Source organism: Bifidobacterium vespertilionis, from assembly GCF_008698145.1.
GTDB lineage: Bacteria > Actinomycetota > Actinomycetes > Actinomycetales > Bifidobacteriaceae > Bifidobacterium > Bifidobacterium vespertilionis.
In genome coordinates, this window is sequence record NZ_RZNZ01000001.1 from 249604 (window position 1) to 263354 (window position 13751).

General features: G+C 64.1%; 12 protein-coding genes. 3 read left to right on the plus strand and 9 right to left on the minus strand.

Annotated features, from left to right (window positions below):
- The first annotated feature begins 236 nt into the window (after positions 1-236).
- The 3 genes from tkt (at position 237) to brnQ (ending at position 5115) form a co-directional block, all read left to right on the plus strand.
- Positions 237-2342 carry a transketolase gene (gene tkt / locus EMO90_RS01095; RefSeq protein ID WP_150353512.1) on the plus strand — a complete coding sequence of 702 codons (2106 nt, stop codon included), beginning with the start codon at positions 237-239 and terminating at the stop codon, positions 2340-2342.
- Positions 2343-2445: 103 nt separating this feature from the next.
- Positions 2446-3549: a transaldolase gene (tal, locus tag EMO90_RS01100; RefSeq protein ID WP_150353511.1), complete on the plus strand. Its 1104-nt coding sequence runs from the start codon at positions 2446-2448 to the stop codon at positions 3547-3549.
- Between the two features lie 111 nt (positions 3550-3660).
- The gene (brnQ, locus tag EMO90_RS01105; protein WP_395952563.1) at positions 3661-5115 is read left to right on the plus strand and encodes a branched-chain amino acid transport system II carrier protein; all 1455 of its coding nucleotides are present in this window, start codon (positions 3661-3663) and stop codon (positions 5113-5115) included.
- Between the two features lie 136 nt (positions 5116-5251).
- Here the strand turns inward: brnQ and EMO90_RS01110 are convergent, their stop codons facing one another.
- From EMO90_RS01110 to EMO90_RS01150, 9 genes are all read right to left on the minus strand, one after another.
- Positions 5252-6352: a hypothetical protein gene (locus EMO90_RS01110; RefSeq protein WP_150353510.1), complete on the minus strand. Its 1101-nt coding sequence runs from the start codon at positions 6350-6352 to the stop codon at positions 5252-5254.
- The gene (locus EMO90_RS01115; protein ID WP_150353509.1) at positions 6333-6545 is read right to left on the minus strand and encodes a hypothetical protein; all 213 of its coding nucleotides are present in this window, start codon (positions 6543-6545) and stop codon (positions 6333-6335) included. The genes EMO90_RS01110 and EMO90_RS01115 overlap by 20 nt, the downstream gene beginning before the upstream one ends.
- 4 nt (positions 6546-6549) lie before the next feature.
- Entirely contained in the window at positions 6550-7764 is a 1215-nt protein-coding gene (locus EMO90_RS01120) for a hypothetical protein (protein ID WP_150353508.1), read from the minus strand.
- A 27-nt stretch (positions 7765-7791) separates the two neighbouring features.
- Positions 7792-8211: a PadR family transcriptional regulator gene (locus EMO90_RS01125; RefSeq protein ID WP_150353507.1), complete on the minus strand. Its 420-nt coding sequence runs from the start codon at positions 8209-8211 to the stop codon at positions 7792-7794.
- A 212-nt stretch (positions 8212-8423) separates the two neighbouring features.
- Complete coding sequence (locus EMO90_RS01130; protein WP_150353506.1) at positions 8424-10022, minus strand: aminotransferase class I/II-fold pyridoxal phosphate-dependent enzyme; 1599 nt, start codon at positions 10020-10022, stop codon at positions 8424-8426.
- Between the two features lie 109 nt (positions 10023-10131).
- Complete coding sequence (locus EMO90_RS01135) at positions 10132-10959, minus strand: aminoglycoside N(3)-acetyltransferase (protein WP_150353505.1); 828 nt, start codon at positions 10957-10959, stop codon at positions 10132-10134.
- Between the two features lie 61 nt (positions 10960-11020).
- Positions 11021-12541 (minus strand): xylulokinase, encoded by a 1521-nt coding sequence (locus EMO90_RS01140; protein WP_223849683.1) that lies wholly within the window; start codon positions 12539-12541, stop codon positions 11021-11023.
- Positions 12541-13083 (minus strand): GNAT family N-acetyltransferase, encoded by a 543-nt coding sequence (locus EMO90_RS01145; RefSeq protein WP_223849682.1) that lies wholly within the window; start codon positions 13081-13083, stop codon positions 12541-12543. The genes EMO90_RS01140 and EMO90_RS01145 overlap by 1 nt, the downstream gene beginning before the upstream one ends.
- A 4-nt stretch (positions 13084-13087) precedes the next feature.
- Entirely contained in the window at positions 13088-13519 is a 432-nt protein-coding gene (locus tag EMO90_RS01150; protein ID WP_150353504.1) for a PH domain-containing protein, read from the minus strand.
- Positions 13520-13751: the final 232 nt, after the last annotated feature.

The following is a 13751-nucleotide window of genomic DNA, read 5'->3' on the forward strand; positions in this document are numbered from 1 at the left end:
CACCCATTGTATTAGCACTCGGACATTTCGAGTGCTAAACCATTGCGGCGCGTTCGTTATGGGCTTACCGGGGCATGTCCGATTGTGAACGCTAACGGAACAAAAGGTCACAAAACACTCCAAAAATGCGCGTGAAAGTCGTTGTCGGCGTTTAGCATGAAAGGGCAATGTGAAGGCAAACCGTGGCACGGCGCAAGTCGAGCCATGGGGCCCGAATTATTGGAAGGAAATTGAATATGACCGAATTCAAGGAGACCGAACTGGACGAGCGCGCCATCAAGCTGGCGAAGGTCCTTTCGGCCGACGCGGTTGAGAAGGCCGGTTCCGGCCACCCCGGTTCCCCCGTCTCCCTGGCGCCCATCGCCTACACGCTCTACCAGCACTTCATCAAGCACGATCCGAACGATCCCAACTGGGAGGGTCGCGATCGCTTCATCCTTTCCGGCGGCCATGCCTCCCTTACCCAGTACGTCCAGCTCTACTTCTCCGGCTATGGCCTGACCCTGGACGACCTCAAACACTTCCGCGGCGGCGCCGACACCCGCACCCCGGGCCACCCGGAGTACGGCCTGACCCCGGGCATCGAGATGACCACCGGCCCGCTGGGCCAGGGCTTCGCCTCCGCCATCGGCTTCGCGTACGGCGAGCGTTTCCAGCGCGGTCTGCTCGACCCGGAGACCAAGAAGGAAGACTCCCCGTTCTACCACAAGATCTGGGCCATCTGCGGCGAAGGCGACATCGAGGAGGGCATCTCCGGCGAGGCCGCCGCCCTGGCCGCCAACCAGAAGCTCGGCAACCTGACCGTGATCTTCGACGCCAACCGCATCCAGATCGAGGGCGACACCAACCTGGTGCTGGCCGAGGACGTGCTCAAGCGCTTCCAGGCCTACGGCTGGTACACCGACGAGTTCAGCTTCATCCAGCCCGACGGCTCCTACAAGGAGGACGTCGAGGGCCTGGCCGACGTGATCGCCAAGGCCGAGGCCGCCGCCCCGGACCAGCCGAAGCTCATCAAGGTCCACACGCTCATCGCGTGGCCGACCCCGGGCAAGACCAACGATCCGTCCTCCCACGGCTCCAAGCTGGGCGCCGAGGCCGTCGCCGGCCTCAAGAAGGTCCTCGGCTACGATCCGGAGAAGAGCTTCGAGATCGACGAGGAGGCCCTCGCCCACGCCCGCAAGGTCGCCGAGCGCGGCCTGGAGGCCCACAAGGAATGGGACGAGAAGTTCGACGCTTGGCGCAAGGCCAACCCGGACAAGGCCGCCCTGTACGACCGTCTGAAGGCCGGCGAGCTGCCGGAGGGCTTCGACAAGGCCATCGACGACCTTGAGGCCACCTTCGAGATCGGCAAGGGCGTCGCCACCCGTGGCGCCTCCGGCTCCGTCCTCAACGCCATCGCGGCCGTCATGCCGGAACTGTGGGGCGGCTCCGCCGACCTCGGCGGCTCCAACAAGACCGATCTCAAGGGCGCCGCGACCTTCGCCCCCGAAGGCAACGAGACCAAGCAGTGGCCGGTCGTCAGCCCGTTCGGCCGCCAGCTGCACTTCGGCGTGCGCGAGTTCACCATGGGCACCATCACCAACGGCATCCTGCTGGGCTCCCACACCCGTCCGTTCGGCGGCACGTTCTTCATGTTCTCCGACTACGAGCGCCCGGCCGTCCGTCTGGCCGCCCTCATGGAGATCCCGAACCTGTTCGTGTGGACGCACGACTCCGTCGCCGTCGGCGAGGATGGCCCGACCCACCAGCCGATCGAGCACCTGGCCGCCTTCCGTGCCATGCCGCAGCTCGAGGTCGTCCGCCCGGCCGACGCCTTCGAGACCGCCGAGGCCTATCGCTACTTCTTCGAGAAGAAGAACACCCTGCCGACCGCCATGGTCCTGACCCGTCAGGGCGTCCCGGTGCTCGCCGAGACCGCCGCCAAGGCCAAGGAGGGCGTCAAGCGCGGCGCCTACGTGCTCGTCGACACCGAGGGCACCCCGGACGTGCTGCTGCTCGCCACCGGTTCCGAGGTCCAGCTGGCCGTCTCCGCCGCCAAGACCCTGGCCGACGAGGGCATCAAGGCCCGCGTGGTCTCCGTCCCGTCCCTCGAGTGGTTCGAGGAGCAGGATGAGGACTACAAGGAGTCCGTGCTCCCGGCCGCCGTCAAGGCCCGCGTCTCCGTCGAGGCCGGTGTGGCCATGCCTTGGTACAAGTACCTTGGCTCCTACGGCAAGCCCGTCTCCATCGAGCAGTTCGGCCTGCAGGGCTCCGGCTCCCAGAACCTCATCGACCTCGGCATCACCGCCGAGCATGTGGTGGACGCCGCCAAGGCCTCCATCGCCGAGGTTCAGGCCGCCTGATCCGAACCGTCGCCACCGGGAGGGGATCCCGGGTCCATCCGGGCGCAACGAGGGTCCCCTCCCCCATAACAGGATTTTCATCCAATAACAAGGAGATAAACAAATGACCGAAGCAACTCAGCGCACTTCCGACAACGGTGTGTCCATCTGGCTGGACGACCTGTCCCGCTCCCGCATCGAGTCCGGCTCCCTGCAGGACCTCATCGCCAACAAGAACGTCGTCGGCGTGACCACCAACCCGTCCATCTTCCAGAAGGCCCTGTCCCAGGTCGGCCCGTACGACGCCCAGCTCAAGGAGCTCGGCAAGGTCGACGTCGAGACCGCCGTGCGCGAGCTGACCACCACTGATGTGCGCAACGCCACCGACATCTTCCGCGAGATCGCCGAGAAGACCGACTTCGTCGACGGCCGCGTCTCCATCGAGGTGGATCCGCGCCTCGCCCACGAGACCGAGGCCACCGAGAAGCAGGCCGAGGAGCTGTGGGCCAAGGTTGATCGTCCGAACGCGATGATCAAGATCCCGGCGACCCTCGAGGGCCTGCCGGCCATCACCGCCACCCTGGCCAAGGGCATCTCCGTGAACGTCACCCTGATCTTCTCGCTCGAGCGCTACGAGCAGGTCATCGACGCCTACATCGAGGGCATCGCCCAGGCCGCCGCCAACGGCCACGACCTCAAGCACATCGGCTCCGTCGCCTCCTTCTTCGTCTCCCGCGTGGACACCGCGGTCGACAAGCTGCTCGAGGCCAACGGCTCCGACGAGGCCAAGGCCCTCGAGGGCAAGGCCGCCGTGGCCAACGCCCGTCTGGCCTACGAGCTGTTCGAGAAGAAGTTCGCCGAGGATCCGCGCTGGGCCGAGCTGGCCGCCAAGGGCGCCAAGGTCCAGCGTCCGCTGTGGGCTTCCACCGGCACCAAGAACCCGGCCTACTCCGACTGCAAGTACGTTGACGAGCTCGTTGCCAAGCACATCGTCAACACCATGCCGGAGAAGACCCTGAACGCCCTGGCCGATCACGGCAACGGCGCTCCGTCCATCGAGGGCACCTACGAGGAGTCCCACGCCATCATCAACAAGCTGGCCGAGCTGGGCATCAACCTCAAGGATGTCACCGACAAGCTCGAGGCCGACGGCGTGGCCGCCTTCATCAAGTCCTGGGATTCCGTGCTCGCGGACGTCCAGGCCGGCATCGATCGCGTCAACGCCTGAGATCGCCTGAGGGACGCTCTGCGTCCCTGACTGAGTGATGGGGTCCGATCCCTCATGGATCGGGCCCTTTTCCTATTTGTTGAGAGAAGACATGTAAGAGGAGAGACGCCCATGACCACAGCCGCCGCATCATCCACCAAACCCGCCGCAACGACCACCGGCCTGTCCGCCCGCCTGTCCGCCCGTCAACGGATGCTGATGACCTTCACGTTCTTCTCCATGTTCTTCGGTGCGGGCAATCTGATCTTCCCTCCGTTCGTGGGCGCACAGGCCGGATCCGCCTCGGTTCCGGCGACGCTTGGCTTCATCGTTTCGGCCGTGGGCCTGCCGATCCTCGGCGTACTGGCCGTCTCCTTCGCCGGAGGCTTCGATCGTCTGGCGAGCCGCGTCTCCCCCGGCTTCGCCACCGTGCTGGCCGTGGCCATCATCCTCACCATCGGCCCCTGCTTCGCCATTCCGCGTACGGCGACCACCTCGTTCGAGATGATGATCGTGCCGTTCCTAGGTGGTGCCGACGCAACGGGCGCAACGGGGGCGGGCGGTGCGAGCGGCAAATGGATCGCCCAGCTCATCTATTCGGCCGTGTTCTTCGCATTGGCCTTCCTGTTCGCGCAGAAGCCTGAGAAACTCTCGCATGTGCTGGGCCGCTTCATGGGTCCGCTGCTGATCGCGCTGATCGCCATACTCTTCGCGGCCTGCCTGATTCACGGCGTGGACGCTTCCGTCGCACCAATGGGCGACTACGCGCAAGGCCAGTTGGCTCGCGGATTCCTGGATGGCTACCAGACCATGGATCTGTTGGCCGCACTGTATTTCGGCATCGTGATCAGCGCAAACATCCGCGCGTTGGGCGTGGACAGCGAGGGCACCGTCCGCCGCGAAACCGCGTTCGCCGGGCTCGGAACCGGCGTGCTGTTGGTGCTGATCTACGGTGCACTGAGCTATGTGGGCGTGGTCTCCGGGGCCATCGCCGCGATCGATCCGTCCACCGACACCGGCGCCACCGTGCTGACCAATCTCACATCCTCGGTGTTCGGCCATGCCGGCACCGCGTTCCTGGGCGTCGTGTTCGTCATCGCCTGCCTCAACGTGTGCACCGGCCTCATCTGCACCTGCGCCTCGTATTTCCACGATCGGTTCCGCACGGTGGCCGGGCACGGCGTGAGCTACCGCGCATGGCAGGTCATCTTCACGCTGTTCAGCTTCGTGGTGTCCAACGCCGGACTCGCCGCGATCATCAAGGTGTCCGTGCCGGTGCTGTCCGCCCTCTACCCCATCGCCATCGTGCTCGTGCTGCTGGCGCTCACCCACCGCTGGTTCGCCGCGCGATTCGCCCGCGTGTATTTCTGGACCGTGCTGCTGGTGGGCATTGTGGCGCTGCTGGGCTGCGTGGTCTCACTGGCTGCGGTATTCGGCTTTGGCGAAGCCGGCGCGTTCGGCTGGCTTGCCTCCGCACTGGATCTGCTGCCACTGCAATCGTATTCGCTCGGATGGGTGGTGCCGGCGTTTTTGGGTGCGGGCGTCGGCGTGATTGATTCGGTGGCGCATGGGCGCGGCGGCGAGTGAGACCGACCTCAACTCCGGTTCACGATTTTTGGGAACGCGCATTTTGTGAACTGGAAGTTGTTCGTTCGCACATGAGTATTGGCGGAATGACGCGGATTCGTCTTCAACCGCATGTGAGATAATGTGCGTTTCTGGTTCACGATCTTCGAGGTCCGAAAAATCGTGAACCAGAAAATCTGCGTAACCAATATGCGCGTGCGGCGCTGACGAGGTTGGCGACAGTGCACAGCCATACAATGGCGAACAACATGAGCGGAATCACGGGGACGTCCGCGTCGGACCAGCCGCCGGAGATCAGACCCCAACATGCCGCGACCACGATAGCCGTCATCGGGATGACTGTGACGATGGCCGTGATCAGTTCGCGGCGCGCACCAATCGACGTGATGCGGAACCGGTGCGCGTATTCCGCGGGCGTGCCGAATTCGGCGGCCAGATCGGCACCGGTCTGCCGGGCATGCGCCAGTGCGTCATCAAGGATCCGAGCCACCTGACGATCGGTGATGTCCCCGCGCTCGCGCAGCAGGCTTCCCGTCTCGCGCAGCCATGTGGCATCGTCCACGAGCGGGCTGTGCGCCACCAGTTCCCTCTCATAATCCGCCTTCGAGATGCGGTCGGGCCATAGCATCGCGATGCCCCGACCGGCCAGCGCGCAGACGGCGGCCGCCGGCAGCATCCATGCGATGGGCACGAGCCAAGCGCCGGCAAGCCGTTCGGTGAGCATTGCAGCCGCTATGGCTCCGCCAATCGTCATGACCCCGCCGATCAGCACAGCCAGCACATAGGACACGTTGCGAACAATGCGTTTGACCACCGTGTTCGTAATGCTGACGATCAGCATGCACAGCAGGGGCCAAGGCACACTGCGCAGCGGCAGCATGCCATCGGCCGTCCACACATGCTGGAACCCGGACGTTGATGACGCCACGGGAGCCGATGGGATGAGCGCCTTCGTCCAACTCATTGTGGACTGCGATGCCGAGACGAGGGCATTGACCAGCAGCAACGCCCACAGCGCCACATATGCGCAGGCGGCGGCGTTGAACGCATCGATCACCACGCTGCGCCACGACTGCGGACGCCTGTCGTCGAAGGCATCGATCCCGTCCTCCCGCCAGTCATTCGCGTGGCGCGCGGCCCACTGCCTTGGCGTGCCGAACAGCTGATTGGCCGGAGCGTTCCGATCGACGGAATCATGATCGGCGGCATGGTCTTCGTCATCGCGATGCCACATCATGTCGCGGAATTCCAGCAGTTTGATCGGCCAGTGCGTCATGCGCCCTGTCCGGCGCGACATGCTGCTCCTCACGCAGCTCGTACGAGGCGTTCACCGCCCATTCGCGATCGGCTTCAACGCCACGCACCTGCCCATAGGCGTCGAAGAGCTGGCGATCGCTCATCAACTCCACCATGGTGATCTGCTCGGCCATGCGTTCATTCTCCTTTCGCTTCGGATTTCCGCCGGTGCCAGGCATGAAGGGCGAGCCCGAAGGCGATCAGGAACATCGCCAGCTGCGCAACGGACCACCATGACGCCGTCTCCCCTGCGACCGCATGCCATACGATGCCGATGACGGCGAAAATCACAGCGAACGCCCAATATACGGTCTCGCGGCCGGCACTCACGGGCGTGGGCGTGAACCGGTGTGCATATTCGCGGGGCGAACCGAATTCCTCCACCAAACTTGCATTGCTCTGGGAGGCATGGGCGCGCGCCTCGTCGCGGATGCGTGCGACATCCCGATCGGTCATATCGTTGCGTTCGCGCAATAGACCGGTGAGTTCGGCGAGCCATTCATCGTCGCCAAGCAGCAGATCATCGGCCACGGTTTCGGCGCCACGGCCAGCGGGCACCTTCCACAGCCGGGAAACGGCATAGGCGATCAGGCCATATGCGATGGCAGCGACGGGCATCCAACCCATGCCCATGCGCGGTCCGGCATCGGCGGCCATGGCCAGAGCGCTGCCCGCCGCAACGGAAACGATGAATACCGCGCCTGCGGCGATGACCGCCAACGCGAACGACTTTGCGGACAGCACACAACGGTAGACCGCATTGATCAGCGTCACGCCCAGCGCTATCACCAGAGGCAGCGCAGGGCCGGACCAGGCGACCCATCCCATGGACAACGTCCCGCCGTCCCGGCCCATCGTCATCGGACTGGGCAGCAGCGCACGCCATACCATGTGCGCAGCGCCCCAGTCCTGAACGCGGAACAGCATGAAGAACCAGAACAGTGCGGTGGCCAGCGCGCCAAAGCCAAAGGCATACACCAGCACATCGCGCAGGGACAAGGGTGCGGTGTCGTCGTAGTCGAAGGCGTCGATGCCTTCTTCACGCCAGAGGTCGGCCCGTTGCGCGGCCCATTGCTCAGGTGCTCCGAGCAGAACGGCGAGCGTCCCGATCGTCCCATTCGCATCGCCGCTTCCATCGCCGTCCTTCACGATGTTCCGGAACGTCTCCAACTGCACCGCCAGCGCCTCATGCACCCTCGCCGCCGACGCATGCTGGTCGAAAAGCAGCGCATAGGCCGCGTCCATGGCCCAGCGTCGATCGTCCTTCCGTCCGCGCACCCGTCTATAGGCGTCGAACAGCTGTTCGTTATCCATGGCCGATGCGGCATTGCCATTGCGCGTGTTATCCGTCACGAGTTTCCCTTCCCGCCGATGCCGGAATCAGTCCGCGGCCGTGGAAGCCGATGAAGTGGACGCGGCCTGGATGACGGCGTTGGATGGTTGATTCGCGCCGTTGCCCGTCATGCCGGCGGATGCCAGTGAGTCCGCCAGTTCACGCCACTGCCCGCGTTCGCACTTAAGCCGTTTCCGGCCATCCGCCGTGAGCCTGTACACCCGCCGGCCCGGACCGCCATCGCTTTGCTCCCATTCGTCAACGACCGATCCGGCCATTTTGAGTTCCTCGAGAATCGGATACAGCGACCCTCCCTTCGGCCGTCCGAATCCGATGCCCTCAAGCGCGAGGGCGATCGCATACCCGTGCAGCGGCCCGGCCTCCAGACAAGCCAGAATCGCCGTGCGCATGGCCGCGCGCACCCACAGCGCCGGCCACTTCGGCTCATGCAATGCTGAATCACTCATGTATTTAAGTATGCAGCCTATCTAGATAGGATGTCAAGTCCTTTTTGTGCTGCGGATACCGACTTGAAATCAAAGTTGAACTTATAAACAAACCAGGTAATCGACAGAAAATTGAACTGTTGTAGGTAAACGTTGGTATTTCAACCAAAAACAAAGGTCGGGGGATCATTCCCCCGACCCGGCATTTCAGGAATTCGTCTGCGCCACCCGGCTCACTGCTGGTAGTAGCTCAGGAAGTCGGTAAGCTTGGCGGTGGCGTCCTTGAGGACCTCGATGCGCGGCAGGTAGACGATGCGGAAGTGGTCCGGATGCTGCCAATTGAACCCGCCGCCGCGCGTGATAAGGATGCGCTCGTCGTGCAGCAGGTCCAGCGCGAACTGCTCGTCGTCCTTGATGTTGAACTTCTTGACGTCCAGCTTCGGGAAGATGTAGAACGCCGCCTTGGGCTTGACGGCCGTGACGCCGGGGATCGCGTTCAGCACGTTGTAGATGTACTCGCGCTGCTCGTAGATGCGGCCGCCGGGCACGATGTAATCGTTGACCGACTGGTGCCCGCCGAGCGCGGTCTGCACGATCGACTGCGCGGGCACGTTCGAGCAGATGCGCATGTTGGTGAGCATGTTGATGCCCTCGATGTAGTCCTTGGCGATGTTCTTGTTGCCGCTCAGGACCATCCAGCCCACGCGGTAGCCGGCGATCATGTGCGACTTGGACAGGCCGGAGAACGTGACGCAGAACAGGTCCGGGGCGAGGGATGCGATCGAGAAGTGCTTGAGGCCGTCCATGACCAGGCGGTCGTAGATCTCGTCGGAGAAGATCATGAGCTGGTGTTCGCGCGCCAGATCCACGATCTGCTGCAGCACCTCCTTGGGGTACAGGGCGCCGGTGGGGTTGTTCGGGTTGATGACCACGATCGCCTTGGTCCTGTCCGTGATCTTGGCGCGCATGTCGTCGATGTCCGGATACCACTCGGACTGCTCGTCGCACAGGTAGTGCACGGCCGTGCCGCCGGCCAGATTCACGCAGGCGGTCCACAGCGGGTAGTCGGGGCTCGGGATCAGCACCTCGTCGCCGTTATCCAGCAGGGCGGACATGGACAGGTTGATGAGCTCGCTCACGCCGTTGCCGGTGTAGATGTCCTCGATGCCCACATTCGGCAGGTTCTTGAGCTGCGCGTACTGCATGATGGCCTTGCGCGCGGAGAACAGGCCCTTGGACGCCGAATAGCCCTCGCACTCGGTGAGCTGCTGGGCCATGTCGTAGATGACCTCGTCCGGGGTGCGGAAACCGAAGGGCGCCGGATTGCCGATGTTCAATTTGAGGATGTGCATGCCGGACTGCTCCATGCGCGTAGCCTCGTCGACCACCGGGCCGCGCACGTCGTACAGGACGTCATCGAGTTTGTGGGATTTTCCGAAACGACGCATGGGGGTTCCTTTCGACGGGGCGGGATCGGGGTTGACGGGGGATGAAACACGTGGCGAAACGGACGGGGAAGATGTGGGAGCGGGTTCGGCTGCCGGCTCGGGAGCCGATTCGGAAGGTGCGGAGGAGCCGGAGGGCACAGGGGAACCGGAGGGAGCCGCGTTGGCCTCCTCGCCGGCGAGCCACTGCTCATCGACCTGCAGCTCCTGCGCGAGGAAGCCCATGATGTCCGGCCGGGGCGTGGTCTTGCCGCTCACATACTGGCTGATATGGCTTTTGCCCAGATGCACGCCGCGGGTTGCGGCCGCGTTGACGATGTCCACCTGCTTGAGCCCCTTGCGGCCCATCGCATCCCGCAGCCGCTGCGCGAACAACTCGTTGGCCATGTACGCCTCGCAATCCTGAAGATCTTCCCGAAGTTCAATTTCTGGTCCAGAGCATACACCTCATTGAACTCATGGGGAATTCAGGAATTGAACCCGCGCGTGTCGCAGTTCAATTTCGTTTGGCATCCTTATCTCTCCAATAGACGCGGGCCGCATCCACGAGCGTGCGCATCGGGAACGCGCGGATCACTCCCCCGTTGAGTTCAACGGACCGCACCGCATTGGCATGCTCCTCCAGAAACCGCGCACCAAACGTCTCGAAATCATCATACGGTTCAAGTTCAATATCGTCGAAATCCACCCATTCGACTCCGCTCCCATCCGCCCGCCGCACCGGCGCGGTCTCGCGGATATGCGACCGCCCGATCGTCGATTCGGCATAGTGCAGGGCCGTGCAGGTGCCGAACCCGGTGCCGAGAAACACCACCGTGCCGTCCAGATCGTACAGTCTGGCCAACGGGCTGCCCTCGCCGAACGGCATGTCGTAATCGCCATTGCGATGGCAGTCGGTGAGCTGGCTGGCATGTTTGCCCCACGCACTCATGGAGCACACGGGATGACCGCTGCGTAGGGTACCGGGCAGCGTGCGGAAGTATTCCGGTGTCAGCCCGATGCCGGTGACCGGCGTGGTTTCGGGATCGTACGCCGGCAGCGCATCATGCACCAGAGACACGAGCGACGGCTCCACCGGGGGCGCGCACCAATACGCGGGGTCGGTGATGTCGGCGGTCTGGGCGGGCATCATGATGTCGCCGTCGCGCAGCACGTCCTTCAACGCGCCGACCACGGTCTGCGTGCCGCCCGGGATGAAGCCGAACGCGCTGAGACTCACATGGACCAGGCATGAGTCCGTGGCTTTCAATCCCACGTCCACCAACGCCCCGCGCAATTGGCTCCCGGTGGTGACCGTCGTGATGGTCCTGTCATGCCAGGTCATTCGCAGACTTCCTTTCGGTGTTCGGCGCCCGTCTCACAAGGCGCCCCGTCTCGTTGCCCGCCTATCCGATCGCGTTCAGCGCCGGGTACAGGGTCAGGAACCGATCGTACAGCCCGTCGTAGATGCGGGCGGCTGCGGGATCCGGACGGTATGTCCGACCGGTGGCGGCGGATTCGACCAGTGCGGGATCGGCGTACACCAGCGAAGCCAACGCCACGGCGGGCAGAATGTCGGCATGATCGAACACCCGCATCGGATGGTTCAACGCATCGGCGAGGATCTGGCACCATACGGCTTCGCGCGCCCCGCCGCCGATCAGCGAAATGGATTCGGGGGCCGTTGTGAAGCTTGCCATGCCTTGGCGGATGGACAGCGCAACGCCCTCCAAAGCCGCGCGCACCAGATCGGCGGGCGTGGTGTCCGGAGACAGGCCCGCGTAGGCGCCGCGGATGGCGGGGTTCATGACCGGGAACCGCTCCCCCACCAGATATGGCAGGCAGAGCACGCCATGCGCGCCGGGAGCGGACCGCTCGAGCATGCCATGTGCGACCGCGTAATCGCCGCCGGCGAAGGTGCTGACGGCCCACCGGTGAACGTCGCCGGCATTGAGGAACGGTACGGCGTTCACGAATCCGTCCGCCACGCCGAAGCGCAGGTTCGCGGCGCCGGGACCGCTGGTGAATGGCTCCGGCGAGACGGTGGCGATCCATCCGGACGTGCCGAGATTGATGTTGTACTGTCCGGGCCGCGTCACGCCGCTGGCGAATGTGGTCGCGCCCGCGTCGCCGATGCCCGCGAACACCGGGGTGCCTGCGGGCAGTCCGGTGAGCCCGGCGGCCTCCGGCGTGACCGTGCCGATGCGGTCCTGCGGATTGCGCAGAACCGGCAGCAGTCCGTTTCCGCCATCGTCGCATCCGGCATCGCATCCGGCCTCGAATCCGGCGGCCCGGATCAGTTCCGCGTCCCATCGCCCGGTGCGGATGTCCATCGCGCCAGCCGTGGAGCAGGCGGCCACATCGCCCGCGCACACGCCGGTGAGCCGCGCGTTGAGATAGTCCTTCGAGCTGATGAGTACATGACGCGTGCGATTGAACGCATCCGGCTCATGATCGCGCATCCACATGAGCTTGGGCAGCGGCAGGCATCCCTCGAGCCGGTTGCCCACGGTGCTGAGGAACTGCTGGGGACCGCCGTAGGATCGCGCGAGTTCATCGGCTTCCGCGTCCGCCCGGCCATCGGAGTACAGGATCGCGTTGCGCACGGGATGACAATTGCCGTCCAGCGTGATCAGATCCTGCATCTGGCCGCTCATGATGACGCCTCGGATACGCCCGGCAACGGACGCTTCCGATGACTCGGCCAAGCCGACCAGCTCGCGGGACACGCTGCGGAACACCCGCCACCACTGCCCCGGATCCTGTTCGCGCCTGTCGCCGTCGATGATAAGGTCGAGCTCGCCGCTCGCGCTGGCTATCACACGGCCGTTGCGATCCACCATCGCGCCCTTGATCGCCGTGGTGCCCGCGTCGAATGTGGCGACAAGATCGGGAACGTCAGGCGTTGCCCGCATCGTATCGATCATCACGCCTCCTCCCGATGCGTGCTCGGGAACGTGAGCCGCATCTGATGCCAGACCACATCGCCGTGTGTGGATGCGGACACGCCCTCGTCCGCATAGCCGAACCGTTCGTAGAATCCCACAAGCCGATCCTTGCAGGTGAGCACCAGACCACGCCGCCCGGCCATGCGCGTGTCGTCGATCATCCTGCGCATGAGCAGGCTCGCGTAGCCATGGTGCCGGAACTCCGGGGCTGTGGTCACTCCGAAGATCATCTGCCACGCGCCATATGGGTCATGCATCGAGGCGTCCTCGTACATGTTGTCGGTCAGATCAGGCCGGTCGGTGGCCATGCCGTTGATGAACGCGAGGATCCGTCCGGAGGCATCGGTCAGCAACCAGAAATGGCTGCCGTACACCGCAACCCGTTCGCGGATCCGATCGGCCGAGGCAGCCTCCGCGGGTGGAAATCCGGCGGATTCGATCGCCGACAGCATGTCGACGTCCGCAGCGACGGCATGCCGGATGGACAGCGGGTTCATGGGGCCATTCATGGGATTATTCATGGGGCTAATGCTCGATGTAGCCGTCCCCCGCATCATATCCGTCGTCGCTTGAGCCGTACCCCTCCCCGGAATCCATGAACTCGCGGGTGCTCACGCGGTTCACATTGCGCGCATCGTCCACGGCGTACTGCAGCTGCTTGCGCACGTCGAAGCCATGGATGATGTTTTTGAGGATGATCCGCCCGCCACTGGACTGGTCCCGCGCGTCGATCACGATGGTGCTCAGCCCGAAGAGGCGCTGCAGGAGCGTGCGTTCGATCGTGATGTCCACGATGCGGAACAGCTTGGTGCTGTCGAAGGTTTGGCGCAGCACGCCGGTTTTGATGTCGAGCTCGTCGGCCGTGAGCGTGTAGGTGGTGAAGGTGAACGGGGTGCGGCACCAGTTGCGCTTGCGCTGCGTCCAGATCACGTCGCCGTCAGCCATGTTCGATCCCATGGGTTCCTCCTCGATTCGGGCCGCGGGCCGTTCCCCGGCTCACAGCCCATTCTATCCGCGGCCCCGCATTGGTTTCCAGTTCACGTTTTTTGACGGTCTTGAAATCGTGAACTGCAGAATGTTCATATGGACATGGACATCCTTGGAATTCCGCCGATGTTCAACAAAGAGCATGTGCGGAATTGTGCGGTTCCGGTTCACGATTTGAAAGCGCCCGGAAATCGTGAACCAG